The organism is Micromonospora sp. B9E7 (genome assembly GCF_039871815.1).
GTDB lineage: Bacteria > Actinomycetota > Actinomycetes > Mycobacteriales > Micromonosporaceae > Micromonospora.
On sequence record NZ_JBDPLX010000001.1, the window covers coordinates 44,327 to 70,767 of the forward strand.

General features: G+C 73.0%; 23 protein-coding genes. 6 read left to right on the plus strand and 17 right to left on the minus strand.

What is annotated here, in order from left to right:
- Positions 1–23: 23 nt before the first annotated feature.
- The 3 genes from ABGB10_RS00195 to ABGB10_RS00205 all read right to left on the minus strand — a co-directional run bounded on the left by ABGB10_RS00195 (position 24) and on the right by ABGB10_RS00205 (position 2,677).
- Positions 24–641, minus strand: a complete 618-nt coding sequence (locus tag ABGB10_RS00195) for a bifunctional 4-hydroxy-2-oxoglutarate aldolase/2-dehydro-3-deoxy-phosphogluconate aldolase (protein WP_347658746.1) — start codon at positions 639–641, stop codon at positions 24–26.
- 63 nt (positions 642–704) lie between these two features.
- Complete coding sequence (locus ABGB10_RS00200; protein WP_347658747.1) at positions 705–1,730, minus strand: sugar kinase; 1,026 nt, start codon at positions 1,728–1,730, stop codon at positions 705–707.
- Between the two features lie 95 nt (positions 1,731–1,825).
- The gene (locus ABGB10_RS00205; protein ID WP_347658748.1) at positions 1,826–2,677 is read right to left on the minus strand and encodes a S1 family peptidase; all 852 of its coding nucleotides are present in this window, start codon (positions 2,675–2,677) and stop codon (positions 1,826–1,828) included.
- Positions 2,678–2,849: 172 nt separating this feature from the next.
- Between ABGB10_RS00205 and ABGB10_RS00210 the strand changes: the two genes are divergently transcribed.
- Positions 2,850–4,034, plus strand: coding sequence for a low temperature requirement protein A (locus ABGB10_RS00210; RefSeq protein ID WP_347658749.1), 1,185 nt, complete (start codon positions 2,850–2,852; stop codon positions 4,032–4,034).
- Between the two features lie 3 nt (positions 4,035–4,037).
- Here ABGB10_RS00210 and ABGB10_RS00215 read toward each other — a convergent pair whose 3' ends face one another.
- The 4 genes from ABGB10_RS00215 to ABGB10_RS00230 form a co-directional block, all read right to left on the minus strand.
- Positions 4,038–4,610 (minus strand): nucleosidase, encoded by a 573-nt coding sequence (locus ABGB10_RS00215; protein WP_347658750.1) that lies wholly within the window; start codon positions 4,608–4,610, stop codon positions 4,038–4,040.
- A gap of 37 nt (positions 4,611–4,647) precedes the next feature.
- Positions 4,648–7,407 carry an Hsp70 family protein gene (locus ABGB10_RS00220; protein ID WP_347658751.1) on the minus strand — a complete coding sequence of 920 codons (2,760 nt, stop codon included), beginning with the start codon at positions 7,405–7,407 and terminating at the stop codon, positions 4,648–4,650.
- 103 nt (positions 7,408–7,510) lie between these two features.
- Positions 7,511–7,963: a GNAT family N-acetyltransferase gene (locus ABGB10_RS00225; RefSeq protein ID WP_347658752.1), complete on the minus strand. Its 453-nt coding sequence runs from the start codon at positions 7,961–7,963 to the stop codon at positions 7,511–7,513.
- A complete protein-coding gene (locus ABGB10_RS00230) occupies positions 7,938–8,798 on the minus strand; it encodes a TetR/AcrR family transcriptional regulator C-terminal domain-containing protein (RefSeq protein WP_347658753.1) in 861 nt (286 codons plus the stop codon). Before ABGB10_RS00230 ends, ABGB10_RS00225 begins: the two co-directional genes overlap by 26 nt.
- 67 nt (positions 8,799–8,865) lie before the next feature.
- Here ABGB10_RS00230 and ABGB10_RS00235 point away from each other — a divergent pair, with 67 nt between their 5' ends.
- Positions 8,866–10,395, plus strand: coding sequence for an FAD-binding protein (locus ABGB10_RS00235; RefSeq protein ID WP_347658754.1), 1,530 nt, complete (start codon positions 8,866–8,868; stop codon positions 10,393–10,395).
- Between the two features lie 184 nt (positions 10,396–10,579).
- Here ABGB10_RS00235 and ABGB10_RS00240 read toward each other — a convergent pair whose 3' ends face one another.
- From ABGB10_RS00240 to ABGB10_RS00280, 9 genes are all read right to left on the minus strand, one after another.
- On the minus strand, positions 10,580–11,125 hold the full coding sequence (locus ABGB10_RS00240; RefSeq protein WP_347658755.1) for a DinB family protein: 546 nt from the start codon (positions 11,123–11,125) through the stop codon (positions 10,580–10,582).
- A gap of 43 nt (positions 11,126–11,168) precedes the next feature.
- Complete coding sequence (locus ABGB10_RS00245) at positions 11,169–11,924, minus strand: dihydrofolate reductase family protein (protein ID WP_347658756.1); 756 nt, start codon at positions 11,922–11,924, stop codon at positions 11,169–11,171.
- Positions 11,921–12,604: a GTP cyclohydrolase II gene (gene ribA / locus ABGB10_RS00250; RefSeq protein ID WP_347658757.1), complete on the minus strand. Its 684-nt coding sequence runs from the start codon at positions 12,602–12,604 to the stop codon at positions 11,921–11,923. Before ribA ends, ABGB10_RS00245 begins: the two co-directional genes overlap by 4 nt.
- A gap of 57 nt (positions 12,605–12,661) precedes the next feature.
- The gene (locus tag ABGB10_RS00255; RefSeq protein WP_347659220.1) at positions 12,662–13,600 is read right to left on the minus strand and encodes a lysylphosphatidylglycerol synthase transmembrane domain-containing protein; all 939 of its coding nucleotides are present in this window, start codon (positions 13,598–13,600) and stop codon (positions 12,662–12,664) included.
- A gap of 67 nt (positions 13,601–13,667) precedes the next feature.
- Positions 13,668–14,486 (minus strand): class I SAM-dependent methyltransferase, encoded by an 819-nt coding sequence (locus ABGB10_RS00260; RefSeq protein WP_347658758.1) that lies wholly within the window; start codon positions 14,484–14,486, stop codon positions 13,668–13,670.
- A complete protein-coding gene (locus tag ABGB10_RS00265) occupies positions 14,483–15,562 on the minus strand; it encodes a glycosyltransferase family 4 protein (protein ID WP_347659221.1) in 1,080 nt (359 codons plus the stop codon). The genes ABGB10_RS00260 and ABGB10_RS00265 overlap by 4 nt, the downstream gene beginning before the upstream one ends.
- Positions 15,562–15,960, minus strand: coding sequence for a 6-carboxytetrahydropterin synthase (locus ABGB10_RS00270; protein ID WP_347658759.1), 399 nt, complete (start codon positions 15,958–15,960; stop codon positions 15,562–15,564). Before ABGB10_RS00270 ends, ABGB10_RS00265 begins: the two co-directional genes overlap by 1 nt.
- A gap of 2 nt (positions 15,961–15,962) precedes the next feature.
- The gene (locus tag ABGB10_RS00275; protein ID WP_347659222.1) at positions 15,963–16,946 is read right to left on the minus strand and encodes a dehydrogenase; all 984 of its coding nucleotides are present in this window, start codon (positions 16,944–16,946) and stop codon (positions 15,963–15,965) included.
- 140 nt (positions 16,947–17,086) lie between these two features.
- Positions 17,087–17,683, minus strand: coding sequence for an XRE family transcriptional regulator (locus tag ABGB10_RS00280; RefSeq protein WP_347658760.1), 597 nt, complete (start codon positions 17,681–17,683; stop codon positions 17,087–17,089).
- Between the two features lie 75 nt (positions 17,684–17,758).
- Between ABGB10_RS00280 and ABGB10_RS00285 the strand changes: the two genes are divergently transcribed.
- The 3 genes from ABGB10_RS00285 (at position 17,759) to ABGB10_RS00295 (ending at position 22,913) form a co-directional block, all read left to right on the plus strand.
- Positions 17,759–19,333 (plus strand): bifunctional NAD(P)/FAD-dependent oxidoreductase/class I SAM-dependent methyltransferase, encoded by a 1,575-nt coding sequence (locus ABGB10_RS00285; RefSeq protein WP_347658761.1) that lies wholly within the window; start codon positions 17,759–17,761, stop codon positions 19,331–19,333.
- A gap of 240 nt (positions 19,334–19,573) precedes the next feature.
- On the plus strand, positions 19,574–21,259 hold the full coding sequence (locus ABGB10_RS00290) for a DivIVA domain-containing protein (RefSeq protein WP_347658762.1): 1,686 nt from the start codon (positions 19,574–19,576) through the stop codon (positions 21,257–21,259).
- A 259-nt stretch (positions 21,260–21,518) separates the two neighbouring features.
- Positions 21,519–22,913 carry an FAD-dependent oxidoreductase gene (locus ABGB10_RS00295; RefSeq protein ID WP_347658763.1) on the plus strand — a complete coding sequence of 465 codons (1,395 nt, stop codon included), beginning with the start codon at positions 21,519–21,521 and terminating at the stop codon, positions 22,911–22,913.
- A gap of 19 nt (positions 22,914–22,932) precedes the next feature.
- On the opposite strand, the gene ABGB10_RS00300 is transcribed toward ABGB10_RS00295, so the two are convergent.
- Positions 22,933–23,700: a nucleotidyltransferase domain-containing protein gene (locus ABGB10_RS00300; RefSeq protein WP_347658764.1), complete on the minus strand. Its 768-nt coding sequence runs from the start codon at positions 23,698–23,700 to the stop codon at positions 22,933–22,935.
- A gap of 318 nt (positions 23,701–24,018) precedes the next feature.
- Between ABGB10_RS00300 and ABGB10_RS00305 the strand changes: the two genes are divergently transcribed.
- On the plus strand, positions 24,019–26,424 hold the full coding sequence (locus tag ABGB10_RS00305) for a ricin-type beta-trefoil lectin domain protein (protein ID WP_347658765.1): 2,406 nt from the start codon (positions 24,019–24,021) through the stop codon (positions 26,422–26,424).
- Positions 26,425–26,441: the final 17 nt, after the last annotated feature.

The window sequence follows — 26,441 nt, forward strand, 5'->3', positions numbered from 1 at the left end:
GGCACAAACCCGCCATCGCTGGTTCACCTCGCGGATGCCCCCGCAGTCGCCAGCTCGGCGAGCCGGTCCAGCTGGCTCGGGTCGGAGAGGGCCGATCCGACGGCCACCACGCGTACACCTGCTTGCAGGAACGCGCCGGCGTTGCCGGCGTCCAGGCCGCCGGTCGCGACGAAGCGCAACTGCGGCAGCGGGCCGGCGACGGCCTTGAACCAGGCCGGGCCGAGGGAGATCGCGGGGAACGCCTTGAGCCAGGTGAGGCCGTGCCGCAACGCCTGCTGGGCCTCGGTGGGGGTGGCCACGCCGGGCAGGTGCGGCAGACCCCGCGCGGCGGCGGCGTCGGCGATCGCCAGGTCCAGACCGGGCGCGACGGTGAACGCGGCACCCGCTTCGGCCGAGGCGACGACCTGCGCGACGTCGAGCACGGTGCCGGCACCGACGATGCGGCCACGCGCGGCGCCCGCCTCCACGGCGGCGCGTAGCGCCGGCACCGCGTCGGCGGTGGCCACCGGAACCTCCACCACGTCGATGCCGAGGTCCCAGGCGCGCTCGGCGAGCCGGACGGTCTCGGCGACCGGCAGGCCGCGCAGGATGGCCATCACCCGGGCGCCGCCGAAGATGTGGTCGAAATCCGCTGTGGTCATGGTGCACTCCATCCGAGATCGCGGTGAAACGGTTGCCTGGTGGTCCAGCCGGAACCCGACGACTCAGACCCGCGCTGACGCGCCGGTCAGGTCGAGCGGCGACCAGGCCTCGGCGGGGGCGTCGAGCAGATCCTCGAACCAGGCCCACGGCGGGACCGGGGCGTTGTCGCCGCTGCTGGTCAACGCCTGCGCCGCCATCAGGTGACCGAGGCGCAGCCGCCGCACCGGGTCGAGGTCGCGCAGCAACCCGGCCAGGTAGCCGGCGGCGAACGCGTCTCCCGCGCCGACCGGCTCGACCACGGTCACCCGGGGAGCGGGCACGAAGACCGGCTCGACGTCGCGGCGCAACTCGGTGGCACCCACCGCGCCGTCCTTGACCACCACCGTCGCCGGGGTGGGCAACAGCCGGCGTACGGCCGTCGGGTCGGCGGTGCCCCACAGCGTCTCCGCCTCGTCCTGACCGACGAAGACCAGGTCGCACCGGTCGGCGAGGTCACGCAACACCGGCGCGGCCTGCTCGGCGGGCCACAGCCGGGCCCGGTGGTTGACGTCGAAGCTGACCAGCGACCCCGCCAGCGGGCGGGCGGTCACCGCGTGTTCGACAAGCGCCCGGCAGGAGGCGGAGAGCGCCGGGGTGATCCCGGACAGGTGCAGCACTCGGGCACCGGTCAGCCCCGGGTCGGCCAGCGTGCCCAGGTCCATCCGGGAGGCCGCCGACCCGGCCCGGTAGTAGTGCACGGCGGTCCCCTCCGGGCCCGGGTCCTTGAGGTACAGGCCGGTGGGTGCGGTCGGGTCCACGACCACCTGGTCCACCCGGACACCGGCGGCGGCGACGTGCCGGACCACGGCCCGACCGAAGGGGTCGTCGCCGACGCGGCTCACCCAGGCGGCCTGGTGCCCCAGTCGGGCCAGGTAACCGGCCACGTTGGACTCGGCCCCGCCGACCGAGACGGCGACCCGCTCGGCGCGCTCCAGCGGCTCACCCGGCGCGGGGCAGAGCACCACCATCGTCTCCCCCACCGCGGCCACCTCGACCGGCGGACGGCCCGCCGGGACACTCGGCTGGTCAGGTCGGGGGGCGGTCGGCATCGGGCACACATCCTCGCGGCGGGGGGTGCTGGGCGTCGCCGAGCCTAGGTGTCCCGCACGGGACGGGCAACCCGTCGTACGTCACACCTCTGCGCTCAGGGCAACGTCAGCCCGTACGCGGCCAACACCTCCGAGATCGGCTGGTAGTAGGTGGTGCCACCGGCGGTGCAGTTGCCGGTGCCGCCGGAGAGGATGCCGAGGATCCGGCCGGTGGAGACCACGTAGAGCGGTCCGCCGCTGTCACCCGGCTCGGCGCAGATGTTGGTGCGGATCAGCCCGTAGATCACGCCGGTGGAGTAGTTGACGGTCTGGTTGAGGCCGGTGACCGTGCCGCAACGCACCCCGGTGGTGACACCGCTGCGACACACCGCCTGACCGATGTACGCGTTGCCGGCACCGTAGATGGTCAGCAGACCGGGATAGGTGTAGACCGCGCTCGGGTGGGCGATCCGGCCCGTGTAGCGGATCAGGCCGTAGTCGTTGGTCGGGTAGCTGGTGGCGGTCCGGGTGCCGAGCACTGTGGTCTGGGCGCTGTCGGCGTACCAGGTGCTGGCGGTGCTGGTGCAGTGACCGGCGGTGATCACGTAGTAGGTGCTGCCGCTGCGCACGTTCGCACCGAGTGAGCAGCGCGTGGCGCCACCGTAGATGCCCTGCCCGGCCGCGATCAGGGGGCGCAGCGTTCCGGGCTCGCGGCGCAGCACCGCTCCGGCCCGGTCGGCCACCGCCCGCAGTGCCGTCAGCTCGGCGGGGGCCACAGTGTCGTCGACGGTGAGGGTCATCCGGCCGCTGGCCGGGTCGAGGCCCCAGGCGGTGCCCGCGGTGCGCACCTGGGCCAGTACGGCCGCCGGGTCGGCGGTGGCCTGGTCGGGTACGGCGGCCTGCGCCGCGCCGGGCGCGACGAGCAGGAGGACGGTCAGGACGAGGGCGACCAGCGGGGAGCGGCGCATCCGAACCTCCGAATAGATCGAGATTTATGGATGCAGTCAAGCATCGCCCGGCGCCCGACGCCGTGGCAACCTCCGGCCGCCCTCTTCCCCGACCGGCGGGATTCGCCGATCCGGGGACGGGCCGCGCCGGGGCCGCCGATAATTCCTCGGGAGACACGGCGGGAGGCCCGGCATGACCACCGAAGGGAATGCGGCGCTGGTACGCCGGCTGGAGGGGTCGACCCGGGCAACACTGCTGGAGTTGCTCTTCGACGTGGTCTTCGTGGCCGCCCTCGCACTGACGTCGACACTGCTGACCGAGGAGCACACCTGGTCCGGCACCGCCAAGGTGCTGCTGATGCTGACAGCCATCTGGTGGACCTGGTCGCTCACCGCGACCACGACCGAGTTCTACGACCCGCAGCGACGCCCGATCCAGGCCATCCTGATGATCGCCATGGTCGGTTCGGTGGGGATGGCGGTAGCACTGCCGATGGTCACCATCGGGCACCTGTTGCTCTTCGTGATCTCGTACGTCGGCACGCACCTGATTCGCTGCGTCATCCTGGTCGCCGCCCTGCACCGGCAGCGGCACCGGACGGCCCGGGAGCGGGCCACCCGGTTCCTCTTCTGGTTCACGGTGTCCAGCGTCTTCTGGGTCGCCGGCGCTCTGGTAGACAGCCCGAACTGGGGGCTCTGGACCATCGCCATCACGATCGACCTGGTCGCCTCGGCGGCCCGCTACCCGACGCCCCGGTTGGGTCAGGTGCCCATCGCGCAGTACAAGCGCATCACCGGGCACCTGGGCGAGAGGTACCAGCAGTTCGTCATCCTGGCCCTCGGCGACATTCTCCTGCTGCCGACCCTGCAGGTCAGCCGTGGCGGACTCGACTCGCTCCGGATCACCGCCCTGCTCTGCGCGTTCGCCACCATGCTGCTCCTCTGGCAGATCTACGCCTTCCGGGCCGGCGAGTTGGTGCTGGCGGCCGGGTCCAACACGGGCCGACCGGCGCGTTTGGCTCCGTACACCCACCTGGTGCTGGTGGCCGGCGTGGTCGCCACGGCGGCCTCGTTCGAGAGGGTCGTCAACCACCCAACCGGAACGACGCCGGCGCGGCTGCTCGTGCTGATCATCGGCGGCCCGACGCTGTTCGTGCTCGGCCGCGTCCTGTTCACCCTGCTGGTTTCCGCCGTCGTACCGTGGCGGCGAGTGGCCTGGCTGCTCCTGCCGCTGCTGGTACTGCCGTGGGCCGGCGGCTGGCCGCCGCTGCTCGTCACCGCGACCACGGCGCTCGCACTGGCCGGTCACATCTTCGTCCCGGGCGGCGACCGGGAGACCAGGCCGGGGCTGGAGACGAAGCAGAGCGACGACGGCTGACCCTCAGGCGAGGTGTCGACCGGCCCACTCGGCGAGGTCCCGGGCACACGCGTCCACCGACTCCCGCCAGGTCCGGGCCGCGCCCTCCCCCGCCTCGTCGCTGACCTGCTTGACCAGCCGGCACGGCACACCGGCCCGCGCGGCGGCCCAGGCCACCGCGTACCCCTCCATGTCGACCAGGTCGGCACGCCGCGCCAACCGGTCCCGCGCCGCGTCGTCGGCCACGAACGTGTCACCGGTGGCCAGCACCGCACCCTCGGTGGTCAGCGCCAGCGGTGCCCCGTAGGTCTCGCCGGTGAGCGAACGCAGCAACTCGGTGTCCAGGTCGTGCTGGAGCACGGTGGCCACCTCGTGGATGCCGACCCACCCGGGGCGCAGCGCCCCGGCCGTACCCAGGTTGAGCAGCAGGGAGGGGCGTGGCCCGGCGGCCAGCACCGCGGCCACCGCACTGGCCGCGTTCACCTTGCCCATTCCGGTGAGCAGGACCGGCAGGTCGGGCGGCAGGTAGCGGGCCTCCTCCCCGACGGCGAGCACCACCAGCGGACGATCGGCGCGGACCGTACCCCGAAGATTCACCCGAGCATCGTACGAGTCGGCTCCTCGACCGCCCACATCAGTCGTCGGCGAAGCGGTACAGGACGAAGTCCTTCTCCGCGCCGCAGGCGATGACGTGGGTGCCCCACGAGCAGGACGCGCTCCGGACGTCCTTCAGTTCGCCCAACTCGTCGGGCTCGCCGGACTCGGCCCACACGCCGGCCAGCACGCGGTTGTCCGTGACCGTGCTGGGTGCCTTGGCGAACACCAGCAGGTTGCCCGCGTCCAGTCGTACCCCCACACCGCCCCGGTCCCGCAGCACCGCCTTGCCGGCGGCGTCGAAGAGCGTGACGGCCGGCTCCGGGTAATCCCGCTGGGCGAGCACCTGCTCGCCCAGCGCGACCAGGCGGGTCGCGCCCGGCGCCGGCCAGCGGATCGTGGGTTCCCCCTCGGCCGCCGCCACCACCTCGGTGCGCTCGGCGTCGTTGTTCGGCACCTGCAACAGGCAGGCCCGCCGCTCGCCGCAGGCCACCAGCTCCTTCGGGCGGTAGTCGTCGTCGCCGGCCCGGTGCAGCACCACCGGCTCCGCGTCGGAACCCAGGTCGTACGCCAGTAACTGGTAACCACCCTCGTTGGCGGCCACGTACAGGCGGTCCTCGTCGGCGACGACCAGGTCGTCGAGGTCGGCGACGCTCCCCCACCGGCGCAGCACACGGCCGGATGCCATGTCGACCAGCCGCACCGACCGGTCCGCGCCGACCTGGACGAGTCGTCGCCCCGTGCCCGTCCACGGATCGCGGGGCGTGCCGTCGAGGAAGGCCGGCCCGCCCGCCGCCCCGGCGCTGCCCACCGGTCGGACCACGGTACGGCTGCCGCCGTACTGGTCGCTGGGGTTGACCTCGGTCCACTTCTGCGTGCCGTCGCCCAGCCGTAGACCGACGAGTTGGGCGGCGTTCCGGTCCACGAGCACCGCCGTGTCGTCGGCGAAGAAGACGTCGTCGTCACCACGGACCGCGCGCTGCCACCGCTGCGCGCCGTTACGAGCGTCGAGCACGGCCAGCGGGCGGAGGGTGCTGTCGCCCGGGGCATCGGCGAGCACGGCGACGCCTCCCGGTACGGCGATGATCGCCTCCCAGTCGTCGGCCCGGGCGTCGGTCTGCTCGCGCCACACCTCGTCACCGGTGGCCGCGTCGACGGCCACCACCTCCAGCCGGTCGTCCGGCAGCGGGAACCCCAGGTAGGCCCGGTCACCGAGGATCGCCGTCCACATACCGTCCGGCCGCTCGGCACCGGCCGGCGGACGGGACAGCTCGTGCAGCGACCTGAACTCCAGATCGGGATAGCGGTCACGGGTCAGGTAGAGCGTCGCCGCGGCGCCCACCCCGACCAGGGCCAACACCGCCCCGAGGACCACCCAGCGCGCCCGACGCCAGCGGGTCGCGCCGCCCGCCGAGGGCACGGTGACGCCGGCCCGGTCCGGCCCGGGCGGAGGGCCCGCCGGCGGGGTCGACCCCGGCCAGGGCGGCGACGGTACGGCCGGCGCGGGCAGCCCCACCGGGCTCGGCGCGGGCAGCCCCACCGGGCTCGGCGCGGGCAGCCCCACCGGGCTCGGCGCGGGCAGCCCCACCGGGCTCGGCGCGGGCAGCCCCACCGGGCTCGGCGCGAGCGGCGGTCCCGCGTAGGCCGGGACGGGCAGCGGCTTCCGCAGTGGCAGGTCGGTCAACGCACCCTCGGCCACCGGCAACTCAGGCTGGTCCAGCACCGTCGGGGCGACCCCCAGCTCGGCGTGCAGCATCCGGGCCACCAGCGGGATCCGGGACGAGCCGCCGACGAGGAACAACCCGGCGAGCTGATCGGGGCGCAGACCGGCCTCGGCGATCACCTCCCGGGCACGCTCGACCGCCCGGCGCAGCAACGGCGTGGCCACCCGTTCGACGTCGGCCCGGGTCAGCTGGACCGTCTCGGCCACCCCCGGCACCGCCACCGGGGCGACAGTGGACCGGGACAGCGTCTCCTTCGCGCCCCGTACCTCGTCCCAGAGCCGCACCTGGTCGCGGCGCTGCGCCGGGTCCGCCGGTCGCACCAGCCTCGCCCACTGCGCGGCGTGCCGCTCACCGACAATCTCACCGACCCGCCGCACCAACGCGGCGTCGAGATCCAGGCCGCCCAGGTCGGGCAGGCCACCGTCGGCGACCACGCTGAAGCCGGAGTCGCCCCACGGGTCGGCGCCCTCGTTGCGCAGCACCGCGACGTCGAGTGTCCCGCCACCGAAGTCGAACACCGCGATCGCGCCGCCCACCGGCACCGGCCTCTGCAACACCTGCGTGTAATAGCGGGCGGCGGCCACCGGCTCCCGCAGCAACCGGGTGCCCGGCGGCGTCGGCCCGGCGAGGGTGTGCTCGGCCACCTGCGGCCAGCCCGCCAGCAGCAACGCGTCGGCGAGCACCTGCCGTCGCGTCGCGTCCCAGGCGGCCGGGCAGGTGAGCACGGCCGGGGGCAGGAAGCCGACCGCACCGACCGCCGCCCGACCGACCGCCGCCAACACCGCGGCGAGCAGGTCGGCCGGCGGGTACGAGCGGTCGCCGAGCAGCACGGTCGGCTCGTCCACCCGACGCTTCGGGTTGGCCTCGAACCGGGCCGGGTCGGTCTGCGCCAACCGTCGGGCGTCCCAACCGGTGTACAGGGTGCCGTCCGGGTCGGCGTACACGGCGGAAGGGCTGAGCGGTTGACCGTCCATCAGCAACGGACGGGTCCGCCCATCCGGCCAGCGCAGCACCGCGACCGTGTTGGACGTGCCAAGGTCGACACCGAGGGCGAAACCCTCGTGCTGGCCTGCCATCTGCCCGTTACCTCCGCCGCGACGAGGGGAATTTCGACCCCGCATCGTACGCAGGCCCCGCCGCCCCGCTGATCACTCGGTCAGGGAAGCCGGCGATTCCCGCTCAGTGGGCGGATCGGGCGGCGACGATCTGACCTCCGCTGGTCTCCCCGGTCGGGCGGAACCCGAGCGTGAGGTAGAACCCCTCCGGGCCGTCCTCCCCCGATTCCCAGGTCGTGTAGACGCGGTCGTGCCCTCGGCTGCGAGCCTCCGCACGGACGGCGTCCACCGCGAAGCGGCCGTACCCCCGGCCCTGCTGCTCGGCGGCGATGTTCAACCGCCACAGGCCCGAGCGCCTGTCGTCCGGTCGGTCCCACTCGATGTCGAAGAAGCCCATCAGGAAGCCGACGATCTCCTCACCCTCCACGATCAGACGTGGCCAGGCGATCTCAGGCTGTGCGTACGCCTCGGCGAGGGACCAGGCGACCGGGGACGAGTACTTCTCCTGGTCGGGTCGTACGCTCAGCCGGCACGCGGCTTCCACGTTGTGTTCAGTGATCTTCACCAGTCTGGGCACGCCCGCCACCATATCGAGCCGGGTCCGTCAGCAGGCCGTCGAGCAGACCGCCCAGACCGAACCGGAACCAGGTGTCGAGGTCGGTGTCGGGGCTGGTCCGCCCGGCCGCGGCGAGCCAGGGTCGTGTCCGGGTGCGGCCGGTCCGTTCCAACCGGCTGCGGGTCGCCGACGACCAGGCCGGGTAGGTGGTGTCGGCGCGATCCCGTCGGATGAGCAGGGCCATGCCCTGGATGTAGCCGCTGAGCACCAGGTAGGCGCGGAACGCCTCGGCGGGGTCGAATCCGGCGCTGGTGAACGCTGCCACGACACGGTCGACCATGGCGAGGACGGCCGGCCCGATCGGTGGCCGGTCGGTCGCGAGGACGGCCAGCAGCCAGGGGTGGCGGCGGTACATCGCCCACTCGTCCCCGGCCAACCGTTCGAGTTGCTGGCGTGGTTCTCGCGGCAGTGGCGCGGCGCGAGGCGTGCTGGTGGCGGTGATCCGCTCGGCCATCGCGCCGAGGAGTTCGGCCCGGTTGCGGACGTGCCGGTACACGGCGTGGGCGGGCATGGCGGCGCGTTGGGCGAGCGCCCGCATGGAGACAGCGTCCAGGCCGCCGGCGTCCGCCAGTTCGACCGCGAGGCCGACCAGCCGGTCGCGGGGGTCGCCGCCGGTGGGCGCGGGCAGGTCGGGGATGTGGCGTGGCACCGTGGCCGGGCCGTGCTCGCGGCGCCTGCGGTACGCGCGGGCCTGGCAGCGCCGAGAGCAGTAGCGGCGGGGACGACCCCGACCAGAGCCGGTGGGCAGGTCGGCCCCGCACTCGACACACCGGACGGTCAACACGGCCGCCCCCATTTCGTCACGGCACGTCGTGTGACGAAAGTACTGCACCCGGTCCGCCGACGACGACAGGATCGACGGCATGAAACCGCCCAGCCGCAGGGATCTGCTCCGGGCCGGCGCAGTCGCCTCCGCCGCCGTCCTCTGTCCGTCCCCGGCCTCCGCCTCCCCGCCACCGGCGGGCTGCACGCCCCCACTCGGCCCGGTCCGGGTGCTGCCGGACGACCCCCGGTACGCGGACCTCGTCCGCCGGGGCAACCGACGGTTCGTGGGCACACCGGACGAGGTGCGCGTGGTCGGCGCGACCGACCAGGTCGTCTCGGCCGTGCAGGACGCGGTCCGCACCGGCCGGCGGGTGGCGGTACGCGGTGGCGGGCACTGCTTCGAGGGATTCGTGGACGACCCGGCCGTCCGGATGGTGATCGACCTGTCGGGCCTGACCGGTGTGTACCACGACCCGCGCCGGTACGGCTTCGCTGTCGAGGCGGGCGCCACGCTCGGCGAGGCGTACCGCCGGCTCTTTCTCGGTTGGGGGGTGACCATCCCGAGCGGATCGTGCCCGGGAGTGGGCGTCGGCGGCCACATCGCCGGTGGCGGCTACGGTCGTCTCTCCCGCCTGCACGGACTTGTGGTCGACCACCTGTACGCGGTCGAGGTGGTCGTGGTGGACCGCGCCGGCACCGCCCGCGCCGTGGTCGCCACCCGGGAGCCGACCGACCCGCACCGCGACCTGTGGTGGGCGCACACCGGCGGGGGCGGTGGCACCTTCGGGGTCGTCACCCGGTACTGGTTCCGCTCGCTGCCCACGCCACCCGCACAGCTGCTCGACTTCACCGTCACCTGGCCGTGGGCCGGCATGGACGAGCAGGGTTTCCGCCGACTCGCCGGCAACTTCGGCCGCTGGTGTGCCCGCCACAGCGCACCCGACTCCCGGGGCAGGCACCTGTACGGCGAGCTGATCCTCTTCCGTCCGCAGGCCGGCGGCCACACCCTCACCGGGCAGGTGCCACAGGGCAGCCGACACCTCTTCGACGAACTCGTCGCGGCGCTCGGTGACGGTGTCGGCGTCACCCCCACCGTCACGTCGGAGACGCGGCCCTGGCTGGCCGCCACACTCGGCGGCGAGAGCGACGACGGCAAAGGATGGCGGCTGAAGGTCAAGTCCGCCTACCATCGCGCGCCGCTGACCGAGCGGCAGTTGCACGTCGCCTACCGGCATCTCACCCGCGACGGTGACCTGCCGGCCGGCTCGCTGAGCCTGAACACCTACGGCGGAGCGACGAACGCCGTGTCACCGACCGCCACCGCCAGCGTGCACCGGGACGCGTCGATGCTGCTGTTCTACCTCGCGGGCTGGGCTGACCCGGCGGCCGACCCCCGGCACCTGGCCTGGATCCGCGAGTTCTACCGCGAGATGTACGCCGACACCGGCGGCGTCCCTCCGGGCGGCGCCTACATCAACTACCCCGACGTCGACCTCGTCGGCGCGAGCCGGCCCTGGGCGGACGTCTACTTCGGCGCCAACCACCCCCGGCTGCAACAGGTCAAGGCCCGCTGGGACCCGCGCAACGTCTTCCACCACGACCTGTCAGTACGACCACCCGGCCACTGACCAGCGCGAATGGCGACCAGATTGTCGGCGGTGATCACCAGAGTGCCCGCCCAGATCTCCCTCAGCACGATGGAGTCCTGGTCCGCCCGTAGCCTGCCGGCGCTGACCGTCGGTCACCTCCGTGAGGGCGGATGCGAATGGCAGCGCCCTTCGCTGCGCCCGCAGCCCCGTCTCGAGTCAGGGCTCAAGCGGCATTGGAGCTAGATCTTGGCTGTGCCGCGCGCATCAGCCGGAGCTGGCCGATCTCCGCGACGTTCTTCATCAACTCGGCGTTGACCCAGCCGATCGTGTGCGTGACCGTGTGGTCGGTCTCGTTCTGCCACGGGAACGTGGCGACCTTGGCGAGGTCGGCGTCCGTGAGACGGTCGAGGAGAACCAACCACTCGGTACGCATCGTCCGTAGCCACACGATGGTCGGCTCGCCCGCGCCGGGCCATGCGACGTCCGCGCGCTCGGGCGGTGACTGGCCCCGAAGATGATCGATGGTGACGGTCCACCACCAGCCGAGGTGCCAGGTCAGCCAGCCGATCGTCGGAACCGGAATCGGGTCGGGCTCGGTGTCGGCCCAGTCCGGGGTCCAGGTGCCGTCAGCGCCAGGCCGCACCGACCAACAGTGCGCGGCCGGCTCCCAGAGGAAGTCTTCGGGCGCGAGTCGTTCGAGGTGGTACTCGAACAGCGACCAGGTCAGGTCGAACTGCCAACGCAGCAGAGTAACCGTCGGTGCGGACACCCGGCGATTCTGTCGCTGCGCGAGCCCCGGGTCGAGCAGATATTCAGCCGCTGTGCGGAGACCCGCCTGCCTCATGAGCAGCCGGCGGCGGCGGGACGTCGGTGAAGCGCTCGGAGAGGGCGTAGCGGAGCAGGACCACGTCGCCGATCTGGCGGGCCTCGGCCAGCCGGGCGCGACGGCCGGGGTGCCAGGGGAAGCGCCCCTCGCCGACGAACCGGGGCGCCCGCCCGTCGCCGACGAAGAACGGGGCGACCACCAGGTGCAGCTCGTCGGCGAGACCGGCGGCGAGGAACTGGGCGTGCACCGTCCCGCCGCCCTCCACCATCAGCCGCCGTACGCCCCGCACGGCCAGGTCGGTCAGCACCCATCCGGGGTCGACCGGCTCCCCCGCGTCGACCACGGTGGCCAGGCGGCCGAGGCGTTCCCGGGTCTTCTCCAGCGCGCCGGTGGCGCAGTAGACGAGTCGGGTCGACTCACCGGCGGTGAAGAAGCGGGCGGTCGGGTCGAGGTCACCCTGGGCGGTCAACGTGACCTTGGCGGGCGACTCGGGTCGGCCAGCCGCCACCCGTTCGGCGCACCGGCTCGCCGAGCGCACCAGCAGCCGAGGGTTGTCGCGGCGGACGGTGCCGGCCCCGACCAGAATCGCGTCGCAGCTGGCCCGGACCGCGTCGACCCGGTCCAGGTCGTCCTCGTTGGAGAGCAGCAACCGTTGGTCGGAGGCGTCGTCGATGTACCCGTCGATCGACGCGGCGCAACTGAGCAGCACGTACGGCCGCGTGGACTCCGACCGGCCGCTCATCGGGAGGCGGGCCGGTCGGCGGTGCGCGTCGTGAGCGCTTCCGCTGCCTCGGTCTCCGCCGCCTTGGCCGCCTTCGCCGCCAGGTAGCTGGCGTTGGCCGGGGACAGGAACACGCTGGTGGGCACCCGTTCGGCGACGTCCACGCCCAACCGCGTCAACTGCTCCGCCTTGTCGGGGTTGCTGCTGAGCAGTCGGATCCGCGGCACGCCCAGCGTGGTCAGCATCTGCGCGGCGACCGTGTAGTCCCGCTCGTCCTCACCCCGGCCCAACGCGACGTTGGCCTGGTAGGTGTCCAGACCGGCGTCCTGCAACGCGTACGCGTCGAGTTTGGCGTACAGGCCGATGCCCCGGCCCTCCTGCCGCAGGTAGAGCAGGAAACCGCCGGTCTCGGCGATCCGCTGCACCGCCTCGTGCAACTGCGGCCCGCAGTCGCAGCGTTGGCTGCCGAACACGTCGCCGGTCAGGCACTCGCTGTGCGGGCGGACCAGCGGGGGTTCTCCCCCGGCGGCGAGCCGGTCCAGTGCGCCCGCCCAGTCGCCCAGGCCGAGGGCCAGGTGTTCCCGACCGTCCACCAGGCCCTTGAACGTGAACACCCGCACGGTCGTGGAGTAGCCGTTGGGAAACGTCAGCGGCACCGTGACCTGTGTGCGGATCGTGGCGACCGGCAATGCTTCGGGCATGGGACTCCTCTGTCCGGCGTCACCGACACACGGCGACGCGTACGTCTCACCACCCACTCAACACCCGCCACCGCAGGCGGCTTCCGGGATGGGGGCCGGATTCCGGGTCCGCCGTGCCAGCAGCACGGCGGCTCCGGGCAGGCTGGCGACCAACACCAGCGCGCCGTAGACAGTGGCGGTCGCGACACCCTCGGCCGCGCTGAGCCCGGCCGCGCCGAACACCCAAGCGGCCACCCCCTCACGGGGCCCGAAGCCCGCGACGTTCAGCGGCAGGCCCATGGCGAGCAGGGCCAGCAGCGTCAACGGCAGCAGCCGCGACAGTGGGGCGTCCGACCCGGCGGTCCGTGCCGCCACCAGGAAGGTGGCCAGGTGACCCGCGACCATCACCGCGGAGGCGACCAACACGCCGAGCCAGGTGCGCCGGGCCAGCAGACCGGAGCGCACGTCCGACACGGCGGTACGCAGCGCCCGCGCCCAGCGCGAGGGGCCGGCGTTCGGCACGGCCCGGGCCACCAGCACGGCGACCAGCCCACCCCCGACCAGCAACGCGGCGGCGAGCGGCAGGTACGGCCGCACCGGCGACGGGAAGGCCGCGAGCACCACCAGCGCGACTCCGACCAGGACCACCTGCCCGGCGGTACGTTCCCACACCACCGCCCGGATGCCTCGGCTGACGTCACCGGCGTCACGGCCGTGGCGTACCGCCCGGTGCACGTCGCCGAGCATCCCGCCGGGCAGGGTGGCGTTGAGGAACACCGCGCGGTAGCAGTGCGCCACCGCGGTCGCCAGGGGCAGGCGTACGCCCAGGCCACCGGCGACCAGGCTCCACCGCCAGGCCGCGCAGACCGTGGTGAGCACCCCGATGGCCAGCGCCGCGGCCAACGCGGGCGCGTCGATCAGCCGCACTCCGGCGAGGAACGGGCCGCAGCCCACCTGCCACAACAGGACGGCGAGCAGACCCACCCCGCCGACCACTCGTGCCCAGGCCCAGAACATCGGCGTCGGCCCTCCCTTTTGAAGATCGTCCACTTGCCCTAGTGCACGTACCCAGGGCGTGAACGGTTCATCCGCCGGCGAGGAGGTCACTGTGCTCGACCAGCACGGTGAGCCGTCCGGCCGCCGCCTCGTCCAGCCGGCGACGGGCGTACGCCTGGGCCGGACCGGCCAGCTCGGGGCGCTGCTCGCACGCCGCGCCCAGCCAACCGCGCAGCCATTCGGCGGCCAGGTCGGCCTGCTCCGGGCCGAGCCGCCACGGGCTGGGACGTTGCCGCACGTCGACACCGTGCCGGGCGAAGGCGGCGGCGGTGGCGGCCACGGCGTCCGGGCCGAGCAGTCGGCGCCCGTCGACCGTGCGCCGCTGGTGCTCGTTGAACGCGGCCTCGACCGCCGCGTCCAGCGGGTCGGCCGGGGTGAGCAGGACCCGGCCGGTCACCGAGACGGCGAAGAGGGTGGGCCGGCCGGCACAGGCGGCCACCACCCGTTCGACCTCCTCGGCGGTGAACATGTCCAGCAGCGCGGACGCGGTGACCAGGGAAGCGTCGGCCAGGTCGGCGGCGTCGAGCCGGGTGAGGTCGCCGCAGCGGGTGCTCACGGTGACCGCTGCGCCGTCGGCGGCGGTCACCCCGGTCATGCCCTCGGCGGCGCGGGCCAGCAGGTCGGCGTCCCGGTCGTGCAGCACCCAGTGCTGCGGACCGGGCAGGCGGGCGGCCACCCAACGGCTCATCGACCCGGTGCCGCTGCCCAGGTCGTGGATCACCGTCGGAGTGGTGCCGGCCAGCCGGGGGCGAACGGCGTCCAGCAGGTCCTCGGCACGCGCCGCCGCGTCTGCCGGCTCACGCAGCCGCAGCCAGTCGGCGAACGGCAGGGTCTCCTCGACGGTCATCCCGCCACCTCCTCCAGCGCGGCGGCCAGCAACGCGGTGGTCACCGGCCAGTCGGTCAGGGTGTCGCGCCGGGCCAGGGCGGCCCGGCGCAGCCGGGCCCGCAGCGCGTCGTCGGTCAGCCAGCGGATCAGCGCCTCGGCCAGTGCGGCCGGGTCGTCCGCCGCGACCAGCAGGCCTGGTCGGTCCCCGTCGGGCGCGTGCCCGAGCGCCTCCGGCAGCCCGCCGACCTCGGTGGTCAGCACCGGCAGGCCGCGGGCCAGCGCCTCGGTGACGACCATGCCGTACGTCTCCCCCCTCGACGGCAGCACCAGCAGGTCGGCGTCGGCGTACGCGGCGTCCAGCGCCGCACCGGTCAGCGGGCCGGCGAATCGCACCCGCTCGGTGAGGCCCGCGCCGGTGAGCCGCTCGCGCAGCCGTCGCACCAGGTCCGGCTCCCGGTTGAGCGTGCCCGCGCACACCATCGTCCAGGGCAGACCGACCACTGTGGACAGCGCGTCGACAAGCACGTCGTACCCCTTGTGGTGGGTGACCGCCGCGACGCAGAGCAACCGTTTGCCGGTGACCGAGCCGGGTGCCGACGGCGCCGGTCGCACCCCGGGAGGCGCGGCCCGGACCCGGTCGGCGAGGGTCCGGTGGCGGGCCACCAGGTGGCGACGGGTCCACTCGCTGGTGGTCACGACGGCCCGGGCGGTGGCCAGCGCCCGGGCCTCCGCCTCGTCGTCGAGGGGCAGGTGGACGAGGACGACCAGGCGCAGCCGGCGGGCGTGCGGGGCGAGCAGGTCCGGCACGGTCGAGGCGATCAGGCCGTCGAGCAGCACCACGGCGTCGTCGGGCAGGGCGGCGAGGGTGTCGGCCAGCTTCGTCCGGTCGACCGGGTCCGGGTCCGGCCACGCGCCGGGCACCGGGTGCTCGCGCACCGACCAGCCATGCGCACCGAGCCCGGCGCAGACCCGCCGGTCGTAGGTGTTGCCACCGCTGGGAGCGGCCGGGTCGTCGATGTCGCCGGGCAGGACGACGTGCACCGAACGGCCGGTCGTGGCCGACCCGTCGGCGGGCGCCGCCCGGCCGGCGTCGATCACAGCGACCGCTCGTAGCTGGCCCAGGCGATGTGCGACTCGTGCAGGGTGACGGCGATGCCGGTGAGGTCCCGCGCCCCCGCGCCCAGGTCGCCCGCGTGCACGCGCTCGACCAACCGGTCCGCGATCGTGCGGGCCAGCACCTCGGTGGTGGTGTTCACCCCGGCGAAGGCCGGCTCGTCGTCCAGGTTGCGGTAGGTCAGGTCGCCCAGCACGGCCCGCAACTGCTCGGTGGCCAGGCCGATGTCGACGACGATCCCGTCGGCGTCCAGGTCGGGCCGGCGGAACGTCGCGTCCACCACGAACGTCGCCCCGTGCAGACGTTGGGCCGGGCCGAACACGTCGCCCCGGAAACTGTGGGCGATCATCATGTGATCCCGAACGGTCACGCTGAACACGGTCACTCCCCGTCGTCGTAGGTGATGAGGTGGCAGAGCGCGGGCAGGTCGCCCGCGCTCAGTCGGGCAAGCACGTCGGGCAGTTCCGCGAACCGGGACGCGCCGGTGATCAGGGCGTCGAAGGCCGGGTCGTCGAGCAGGTCCAGGGCGAGCGCCAGCCGGTCGGCGTAGCCGCGCCGTCCCCGTCGGGCGGGCGCGACCATGCCGACCTGACTGCTGCGTACGGTCAGCCGCCCGGAGTGGAACGCCCCACCCAGCGACACCTGCACCGGGCGGTCGCCGTACCAGCTCAGCTCGACGACCGTGCCCTCCGGCGCGAGCAGGTCCAGCGAACGTTGCAGGCCGGCACCGGTGGCACTGGCGTGCACGACGAGGTCCCGGTCGCCTGTCGCGTCGGCCGGTTGGGCGAACTCGACGCCGAGCGCGCCGGCCACCCCGGCCCGGCGGGCGTCGGTGTCGACCAGCTCGACCTGGACACCGGGGAACCGGGCGAGCAGCGCGGCGACACAGCAGCCCACCATGCCCGCGCCGACGACGGTGACCCGGTCGCCGACCAGCGGCGCGGCGTCCCACAGGGCGTTGACGGCGGTCTCCACGGTGCCGGCGAGCACCGCCCGGGCGGGAGGTACCCCGTCCGGCACGGGCACCACGGCGGTGGCCGGCACGACGTACGCGCTCTGGTGCGGGTGCAGGCAGAACACCGTACGCCCGAGCAGGTCCGCGGGGCCCTGCTCGACCACGCCGACGCTGAGGTAGCCGTACTTCACCGGGCCGGGGAAGTCACCGCCCTGGAAGGGCGCGCGCATCGCGGCGTACTGGTCGGGGGGCACCCGGCCGGCGAAGACCAGCGTCTCGGTGCCCCGGCTGACGCCGGAGTAGCGGGCCCGGACCAGCACCTCGTCGGGCCCCGGGGCGGGCAGCGTCACCGGGCGGATCTCCGCCGCGCCGGGCTCGCGCACCCAGCAGGCGTACGCCTCGCGGATCACGTCGCGCACCTCACCTCCTGCTCCGGGCCGAACCCGTCGGTCCGGCCTCCGTGACCCCGGTCGGGGTCGTCGATCATAAACACGGAGGTGGGGTGTCCACAGTTCGAAGCCCACCGGCCTGAAGTCGGTTGGAGAGTCAGTCAGCGCGGATTGTCGGGAGCGGCCGGGCGGGCGCGGACGTGCAGCCGCTCCCCCTGTGGCCCGAAGAGGACCAGGGCCTCGGCGGTGCCGGGGCCGGGGTTGAGGATGCGGTGCGGGACCCGGGTGTCGAACTCGGCCACCTCGCCCGACGTCAGGGTCAGGTCGTTCTCGCCGAGCAGCAGGCGCAGCCGGCCGGAGAGCACGTAGAGCCACTCGTACCCCTCGTGGGTCTGCTGGCTCCGATCGCCGGTCGGGGCGTCCGGCGGGAAGATCAGCTTGAACGCCTGCAGACCTCCCGGTCGGCGGGTCAGCGGCAGAAACGTGATGCCGTGCCTGACGATCGGTTTGGGGTGCACCCGAGGGTCGCCGGTGTCCGGTGCGTCGACCAGCTCGTCCAGCGCCACCTGGTAGGCACGGGCCAACGGGAGCAGCAGTTCCAGGGTGGGCCGGCGGCTACCCGACTCCAGCCGGGACAGGGTGCTCACCGAGATGCCGGTGAGGTCGGCGAGCTGGGTCAGCGTGATCCCACGTTGGGTGCGCAGGGCGCGCAGCCGGGGGCCCACCCCCGCCAGCGCGACGGCGTCGTCTTTTGCCATAACGGCAAGGATAGTTGCCGCCCGGCTGGTTACGACGGATGGTGGTCCCAGACGACGAAGCAAGAGGAGATACCGGTGGACGAGACATACGACGTGGTGGTGGTGGGCGGCGGCGCCGCAGGGCTGAGCGGAGCCCTGGCGCTGAGCCGGGCCCGACGGTCGGTGCTGGTGATCGACTCCGGCGAGCCGCGCAACGCGCCGGCCGACCGGATTCACAACTACCTCGGGCGGGAGGGGACGCCGCCGGGCGAGTTGCTCGCGATCGGGCGGGCCGAGGTGGCCGGGTACGGCGGGCAGTTCCGCACCGGGCGGGTGGAGGCCGCGACCCGGGACGACGACGGGTTCCGGCTGAGCCTCGACGGCGGGGATTCGGTGCGGGCCCGGCGGCTGCTGGTGACCACCGGTCTGACCGACGAACTGCCCGACGTGCCCGGCCTGGCCCAGCGGTGGGGGCGCGACGTGCTGCACTGCCCGTACTGCCACGGCTGGGAGGTCCGGGACCAGTGGATCGGCGTCCTGGCGACCAGCCCGCTGAGCGTGCACCAGGCCGAGATGTGGCGACAGTGGAGCCCCAACGTGCTGCTCCTGCTGCACGACTCCCCCGCGCCGGACGCGGAGACCGCCGAGCGGCTCGCCGCCCGGGGCATCGCGGTGGTGCCGGGTCCGGTCGCCGAGGTGGAGGTGACCGAGGACGCGCTGACCGGTGTACGGCTCGCCGACGGCCGGGTGGTGGCGCTCGACGCGATCGTGGTGGCGACGCGGCTCACCCCTCGCGCCGGGCTGCTGGTGGGGCTGGGCCTGGCCCCGGAGGAGGTGACGATGGGTGAGCACGTGATCGGCGCCCAGATCCCGACCGACGCCACCGGCGCGACGACCGTCCCTGGTGTCTGGGTGGCGGGCAACGTGGCCGACATCCGCGGTCAAGTGATCACGTCCGCCGGAGCCGGCCTGAACGCGGCGGCGGCGATCAACGCCGATCTCATCGCCGAGGAGACCCGGGACGCGGTGGCCGCGTACCGACAGTTGGTGGCCACCGCGTTCGAGGAGCCGGCGTGGGAGGAGCGCTACCAGTCCCGGCCCTCGGTGTGGAGTGGCCGGCCGAACCCGCAACTGGTCGCCGAGGTCGCCGACCTGACCCCGGGGCGCGCGCTGGACGTGGGCAGCGGGGAGGGCGCCGACGCGGTGTGGCTGGCGGAGCGCGGGTGGCAGGTGACGGCGGTGGACATCTCCACCACCGCGCTGACCCGGGCGGCCGAGCACGCCGACTCCGCGGGTGTCGGTGACCGCATCGAGTTCACGCACGCCGACCTGCGCGACAAGCCGCCCGCCGAGAAGGCGTACGACCTGGTGTCCGCGCAGTTCATGCACCTGCCGCCCGAGCAGCGGCGCGAGGTGTTCGCCCGGTTGGCCGAAGCGGTGGTTCCCGGCGGCGTTCTGCTGATCGTCGGGCACCACCCGTCGGATCTGTGGACGACGGCTCGTCGGATGCACATGCCGGACATGATGTACACCGCACAGGACGTGGCCGCCGACCTGGACCCGTCCGACTGGGAGGTGCTGACGGCCGAGGCTCGCCCCCGCCCCACCACCGACCCGGACGGCCACGACGTCACCATCCACGACGCGGTCCTCCTCGCTCGCCGCCGCTAGGACGACCTGCGTCGATCATGGAGTTGTGCTGGATGACAAAGGTGGTGGATCCACAGCTTTTCCGGCACCACAACTCCATGATCGGCGCGGGAGCGGGCGGGGCGCGGGGCGGCAACGTGAGACGTGATGGGGCAGGACTTCGCATCAGGTCGGCTCGGCGGTAGCGTTGCGCCACACTGACGGCCCGCGGGGCAGGCGACCGCCGGCCCTGACGCCCTCGAATCGTACGGAGGATGGTGCATGTCCATCGGCGCTGAGCCGCGCGCAGGACGCGACGATGCGGCCTCGCGGCCGACCTTCGAGCTCGCCCTGCGCGGCTACGACAAACGCCAGGTGGACCGGCACCTGGAGCAGCTCGACGGCCAGATCGCGATGCTCAGTGGGGAGCACGGGCGCTCCGCCGTCCGGGTCCGTGAGTTGACCGCCGAGGTGCAGCGCCTGCGCACCGAACTAGCCGACCTTCAGGAGCAACCGGTGCAGGTGGACCGCGCGACGATCCACGATCTGGGACCGATGGTCGCCGAGATCATGGCCCTCGCCGACAAGCAGGCCACCATGATCACCGAGTCGGCCACCGACCGCGCGAACGAGCTGCGCAGCGAGGCGGAACAGATCCTCGCCGACACCCGGGAACGCGCCGCGCAGGCACGTCAGGATCTGGCCGAGGAGTTGGCGACGCGCCGTGCCGAGCAGGAGCAGGCGCACGAGGAGCGGCGCACCCTGGCCGAGGCCGAGTTGACCGCGATCCGCGAGCACGCCGAGCAGTTGCGCGCCGACGGTGAGGCAGCCCACGAGCGCGCCCAGCACGAGGCGAAGCGGATCACCGAACAGAGCGCGCAGCAGCTCAACCAGACCCGGGTCGCCGCCGACGCGCTGATGAAGTCGGCCCGCACCCAGATCCAGCAGGAACTCCAGTCGGCCCGGGCGAAGAACCAGCAGGAGATGGCCCAGTGGCAGGCCAGCGTGGAGCGGGAGGTCAACGAACGGCGGACCGCCGCCGAGCGGGAGATCGCCGAGCAGCAGGCCGCCGCCGAGCAGGAGCTCGCCGAGCAGAGCAGCGCGACCGAGCAGCAGATCGCCGCGCTGCTGGCCGAGGCGCAGCAGCACGTGACCGAGCTTCGCAACCGCGCCGACGAGCAGGCTGCCAGCCACCAGGAGCAGCTCACCGCCCTCCAGCAGGAGATCGAGGAGCGCCAGCAGGAGGCCACTGAGCTGAACGCCGAGTTGGACACCGCCCGTCAGCAGCTCGCCGAGATCCGCCAGGAGGGCGAGACGCTGGAGGACGAGCTGTCGCGGATGCAGCAGCGACTCAGCGAGGTCCGCCGGGACCTCACCGCCGAGAGCGCCCGGCTGGAGGAGGCCCGACGGGCTGGCGACTCCGCCGAGCGGCACGCCAAGGAGGTCCGCGCCCGGGTGCAGCGGGAGGCGAAGCGGGTAGCCGACCTCGCCGCCGCCGCGGTCATGGCCGCTGCTGCCGGCGGAACGGAGACCGCCGAGTACCCGATGGTGGGCTCCCGTTCCGGCGCCGACCGACCCGCCCCCGAGCGGGCGGGGGTCGAGCGGCTCACCGTCGACCGCAACGGCGTGACGCCGGTACTCGCGGAGCGGCCCGCCGACCAGGACGCGGGCACCAACCCGGCTTCGGCCGACCGGTCCCACGACCAGGCATCGGCGTACTCCCTCGATCAGGTCGCGGACCACTCTCCCGAGGAGGTCGCGGCCGAACCCGAGCCCGCCGAGCGGACCAGCGGCGAACCTGCCGATGCGCCAGAGCCGACGGACGAACCAGCCGCGGGCCGTCCGGCGGCCCAGGAGGTACGTCCCGAGCCGACCTTCCCCCGGCACATCGGCACGGACGCGCCGACGCCCGTACCGTTCCTCGCCTTCGGGCAGCCGGTCAGCGAGAACGGCTCCGCCCGCCACTGACCTTCGCAGGGGTTGGACCCGTCCCCGGACAGCCAGGTGACCAGCGGTGATCAAGTGATGAAAAGTAGGTCGGAGAGGACCGGAAGACCTACTTTTCATCACTTGATCAAGGTAGGGGGCGGTTTCTGCGCGGAACCGGGTCGCCGAGATCGGCCGACCTGGCAGGCTGAGCAGGCCGTCACGCAGCACGACGGCGACTCGCCCGGACCGCGCCCCAGCGGCGTGCGCCGGCCTGCCCGGCGGCGGAGAGGAGCAGCCGGTGACCGACCGACCGGAGGAGTTCGACCTGCTCGTCGTGGGCGGCGGCAAGGCCGGCAAGACGTTGAGCATGGACGTCGCCCGGTCCGGGCAGCGGGTCGCCATGGTCGAGCGCGGCATGATCGGCGGCAGCTGCATCAACGTCGCGTGCATCCCGACGAAGGCGCTGGTGACCAGCGCACGGGCGGCGCGCCAGCTGCGTGACGCGTCCGCGCTCGGCCTGGTGGTGCAGGGCGGCCGGGTCGATGTGGATCTGCTGCGCGCCCACAAGCAGGACGTGGTCGAGGGGATGGTGGCCGCCAACCGGCAGCAGTTCCTCGACTCCGGCCTGCACCTGGTGATCGGCCAGGCCCGGTTCGTCGGCCCGCGGACCGTACGGGTGTCGCTCCCCGACGGCGGTGAGCGCGTGCTGCGCGGAGCGGACGTCGTGATCAACACGGGTACGCGTCCGCATCTGCCCTCGGTGCCCGGGATGGCCGAGGCCGGCGTGCTGACCAGCGACACCCTGCTGCGCCTGGACCGGCTTCCGGCCCGGCTGGTGGTGCTCGGCGGCGGCACCGTCGGGGTGGAGTTCGCGCAGATGTTCGCGTCGTTCGGCAGCGCGGTGACGCTGGTCGAGGGCGGCCCGCGGCTGCTCACCCGCGAGGATCCCGACGTCAGTGACGCGGTGATGCGGGTCTTCGTCAACGACGGCATCGACGTACGGGTGGGTGTCGCGGTGGCGCGGGTCGACCGGGACGTCGACGGCACGATCCGGGTGACGCTCGACGACGGCAGCCTGGTGACCGGGGACGAGGTGCTGGTGGCCGCCGGCCGGGAACCGGTCACCGACGGGCTCGACCTGGACGTGGCCGGCGTACGCCTCAGCGAGCGGGGGTTCGTGGAGGTCGACGAGCACCTGCGCACCACGGCCGAGCGCACCTGGGCGGCCGGGGACGTCGCCGGCAGCCCGCAGTTCACCCACGTCTCGCTGGACGACTACCGGATCATCCGGGCGAACCTCGCCGGTGGAGAGCGCAGCACCGCGGACCGGCTCATCCCGTACACCGTCTTCACCACCCCGGAGCTGGCCCGGGTCGGGCTCACCGAGACCGAGGCGCGTCGCGCCGGGTACGACGTCCAGGTCGCCCGCCTACCGGTCGCCGCTATCCCCCGGGCACGCACCCTGCGCCAGACCCAGGGCATGTGGAAGGCGGTCATCGACGCCGGCACCGACCGGATCCTCGGTGCGGCGCTGCTCGGCCCCGAGGCCGGCGAGGTGATCACCTCGGTGCAGTTGGCCATGCTCGCCGGGATGCCCTGGACCGCGCTACGCGACGCGGTCATCACCCACCCGACCATGACCGAGGGTCTCAACCTGCTCTTCGCCTCGTTGGAGTCCCAACCGGTCCGCTGACCGCCAGCGAGACGGCCGGTTAGCCGGCGATCTCGTCGCGTACCCGCTGTTGGAAGGCGCGGGCCTGCGCGCCGGTGGGCGGCGGCCCGCCGTGCCGTGCGGCGACCGCGGTGTGGATCACCTCGGCCCGGTCACCGGCGTCGACCAGTCGCTGACCGGCCGCCACCTTGGCGAGCCAGACGCCGTAGCGGTGCCGCACCAGCGATCGGCAGGCGCCGAGCACCGCGTCCTCGGTGCCGGGCGCGGGCTGGTCGTCCGACGGTGTCGGCAGGGTGAGCCACCAGGACAGCGCCTCGACGAGCAGCCGTCGCAGGTCGGCCGGGGTGAGATCGGCGAAGACCTCCCCCGCCGGCGGACCGAGCAGCGGCAGCCCGCTCTGGTGCAGGATGCTGCGATCCAGCCCGTACCAGAAGCGTCCGTCGGCGGCCGGCCGGTCGGCCGGGTCGAGGGTGCACCGGAACGGCATGGTGGACCCGGTGTTCAGTTCGACCTCGAAGCCGGGCTCCGGGGTGCCGGACGCGGCCACCGCCCGGTCGTAGGCGACCAACTCCAGTCCTCGTGCCGGGCAGGGCAGCGCCTCGTGCCGCAGCCGCGCCACCAGCGCCCGTTTGGCGGCCTCGGTGAGCGGCCCGGCGCTGACCAGCGCCACGTCCACGTCGCTGCGGCCGGGTTGGTAGGCGCCGAGCCCCACCGAGCCGGCCGCGTACGCGCCGACCAGGTCGGCCCCGAGCACGTCCCGGGCGACGGCGACCAGGTTGTCGAGGTAGCGCTGGAGTTCTGAGTCCACGCGCCTATCGTGGCGCGCGGACGGCAGCGGCCCGAAGCCGGGCCCAGCCCGCGATGCGGGCACCGGACGCGGACCGCCGCATCGGGCATACCCGTTCCAACCACCCCGAACTTTCGCACGGACATCAGCAACTTTTGATGAATCGAGGCGAAGCCATGGACACCTTCATCGAAACGCCTTAATGTCTCGACCCATCCACCCGGTGTTTCCGCAACGTCACTCGTCGGCGTCGAGGACGTTACGGAGCCGGGCCGACGGCCTCCCTCACCGCTGCTTCACGCCCGGCCGTCGGACACTCCACCGCCTCCTGGAGGAACGATGGACACACGCCTGCTACGCCGACTCCACAAACCCGCCCTGGGTACGCTCGCACTCGTCCTCACCGCCGGCATGTGGGCCGCTCCGGCCACCGCCGCCCCCGCGCAGGAACCGGGCGTCACGCTGCGCGTCTTCGACGTGCAGGTGCCGCTCTCCGAGCTCTGCACCCTCAAACCCGCGCAGACCCCGAACGTGGACAGGCTGATGTCCACCATCAACTGGACCTCGGCGGCCGACTTCGGCTTCGAGGACAACTTCGTCTCGCAGGTGCTCGGCAACATCACCACCACCCAGGCCGGCAGCTACACGTTCCGGCTCAGCAGCGACGACGGGTCCAAGCTGGCGATCGACAACACCGTGGTGATCAACCACGACGGGTTGCACGGCGCGACCCCACCCAAGGAGGGCACCGTCACCCTCACCGCCGGCCTGCACCCGCTGCGCATCGACCACTTCGAGCGTGGGGGTGGGCAGCAGATCACCCTGGAGTGGAAGACGCCCGGTTCCTCGTCCTTCGTGGTCGTACCCAACTCGGCGCTGAGCACCGACGCCGGCGTGGTGCGGGTGACCGCACCGGGACGGAAGGAGTGCGAGGGCATCGCCGACACTCCCGGCGACGGCCTGCCGCTGACCGGGGTGCACCCGGGCTACACGCTGACCAACCTGCGACCCAGCGGCTTCCAGCCGAAGGTCACCGGGATGGACTGGCTGGCCGACGGCCGGCTCGTCGTCTCCACCTGGGGCGGCAGCGACCAGTCCGGCACGTCCCAGGACGGTGAGGTCTGGATCCTCGGCAACACCGGCGGCGCAACCACTCCGGGTGCCGTGACCACCAAGAAGATCGCCGGCGGGCTGAAGGAGCCGATGGGGCTGAAGGTCGTCGACGGGGTCGTCTACGTGACCGAGAAGCAGCGGCTGACCCGGCTGGTGAACACCGGCGGCGACGAGGTGGCCGAGCGCCTGGAGACGGTAGCCACCTGGCCGTACGGGGGCAACTTCCACGAGTTCGCGTTCGGCCTGCTCTACCAGGACGGGTTCTTCTACCTGAACCTGTCGGTGTCGATCAACTCCGGCGGGGCCACCACCAACCCGCAGCCCGCCACCAACCGAGGCACCACCCTCAAGGTGAACAGGGACACCGGCGCGGTCAGCTACGTCGCCGGCGGTCTGCGTACCCCGCACGGCATCGGGTGGGGCCCGGAGGGCGGCATCTTCGTCACCGACAACCAGGGCGGCTGGCTGCCCTCCTCGAAGCTGGTGCACGTCAAGCAGGGCCGGTTCTTCAACCACTTCACGAACCCGGCCGGCCCGTTCGACACCGCTACGGTCACCCCGCCGGTGCTCTGGATGCCGCAGAACGAGATCGCCAACTCGCCCAGCACGCCGCTCTACCTGACCAGCGGCCGGTACGCCGGCCAGTTCGTCATCGGCGACGTGACCTACGGCGGCCTGCAACGGGCGAACGTGGAGAAGGTCAACGGCGAGTACCAGGGCGCGTTGTTCCGGCTCACCCAGGGTCTGGAGGCGGGCGTCTCCGAGGTCAACGTCGGCCCGGACGGCGCGATCTACGTCGGCGGGCTCGGCGCGGGCGGCAACTGGGGCCAGACCGGCAAGCTGTCGTACGGCCTGCAGAAGCTCACCCCGAACACCTCCACCACGTTCGAGATGCTCGCCATGCGCGCCACCACGACCGGCTTCGAGGTGGAGTACACCCAGCCCGTGTCGACGGAGACCGCCGCCGAGCTGGCCGCGCGCTACAAGATCAAGCAATGGCGGTACGTGGCGACGTCGAACTACGGCGGGCCGAAGATCGACGAAGAGACGCTGACCGTCACCTCGGCCACCCTGTCGGCGGACGGCAAGAAGGTCAACCTCGCCGTGGCCGGCCGCAAGGCCGGCCGGGTGGTGCACCTGCGCTCGCCGCGCCCGTTCACCTCCACCGGCGGCCAGTCACTGTGGAGCACCGAGGCGTGGTACACGCTCAACTCCATCCCGGGCAGCCCGCCGCCCCCGACCGGCGGCACCATCACCGGCGTCGGCGGTAAGTGCCTGGACGTCGACAACGCGGGTACCGCCGACGGTACGAAGATCCAGCTCTGGACCTGCAACGGCACCGCCGCGCAGTCGTGGACGCGGGTCGGCGACACGTACCGGGTGCTCGGCAAGTGCCTGGACGTGGACAATGCCGGCACCGCGAACGGTACGAAGATCCAGCTCTGGACCTGCAACGGCACCGGCGCGCAGGTCTGGCAGCCGCAGAGCGACGGGTCGATCCGCAATCCGCAGTCCGGCAAGATCATGGAGGCAGCCGGCGGCAACACCGGCGACGGCACTCAGATCCAGCTCGGCACGTACGCGGGCGGCGCACACCAGAAGTGGGTGGTCAGTAGCGGGGTAACCGGCTGACCTCGGACGAGGGGGGC

Excerpts from the sequence above, each read along its gene's own strand:
- ABGB10_RS00230 (WP_347658753.1), bottom strand. The coding sequence starts at position 8,798 with ATGGGGGCGGCCGTGTTGACCGTCCGGTGTGTCGAGTGCGGGGCCGAC.
- ABGB10_RS00205 (WP_347658748.1), bottom strand. The coding sequence starts at position 2,677 with ATGCGCCGCTCCCCGCTGGTCGCCCTCGTCCTGACCGTCCTCCTGCTC.
- ABGB10_RS00220 (WP_347658751.1), bottom strand. The coding sequence starts at position 7,407 with ATGGCAGGCCAGCACGAGGGTTTCGCCCTCGGTGTCGACCTTGGCACG.
- ABGB10_RS00235 (WP_347658754.1), top strand. The coding sequence starts at position 8,866 with ATGAAACCGCCCAGCCGCAGGGATCTGCTCCGGGCCGGCGCAGTCGCC.
- ABGB10_RS00255 (WP_347659220.1), bottom strand. The coding sequence starts at position 13,600 with ATGTTCTGGGCCTGGGCACGAGTGGTCGGCGGGGTGGGTCTGCTCGCC.
- ABGB10_RS00200 (WP_347658747.1), bottom strand. The coding sequence starts at position 1,730 with ATGCCGACCGCCCCCCGACCTGACCAGCCGAGTGTCCCGGCGGGCCGT.
- ABGB10_RS00260 (WP_347658758.1), bottom strand. The coding sequence starts at position 14,486 with ATGACCGTCGAGGAGACCCTGCCGTTCGCCGACTGGCTGCGGCTGCGT.
- ribA (WP_347658757.1), bottom strand. The coding sequence starts at position 12,604 with ATGCCCGAAGCATTGCCGGTCGCCACGATCCGCACACAGGTCACGGTG.
- ABGB10_RS00245 (WP_347658756.1), bottom strand. The coding sequence starts at position 11,924 with ATGAGCGGCCGGTCGGAGTCCACGCGGCCGTACGTGCTGCTCAGTTGC.
- ABGB10_RS00290 (WP_347658762.1), top strand. The coding sequence starts at position 19,574 with ATGTCCATCGGCGCTGAGCCGCGCGCAGGACGCGACGATGCGGCCTCG.
- ABGB10_RS00280 (WP_347658760.1), bottom strand. The coding sequence starts at position 17,683 with ATGGCAAAAGACGACGCCGTCGCGCTGGCGGGGGTGGGCCCCCGGCTG.
- ABGB10_RS00305 (WP_347658765.1), top strand. The coding sequence starts at position 24,019 with ATGGACACACGCCTGCTACGCCGACTCCACAAACCCGCCCTGGGTACG.
- ABGB10_RS00195 (WP_347658746.1), bottom strand. The coding sequence starts at position 641 with ATGACCACAGCGGATTTCGACCACATCTTCGGCGGCGCCCGGGTGATG.
- ABGB10_RS00210 (WP_347658749.1), top strand. The coding sequence starts at position 2,850 with ATGACCACCGAAGGGAATGCGGCGCTGGTACGCCGGCTGGAGGGGTCG.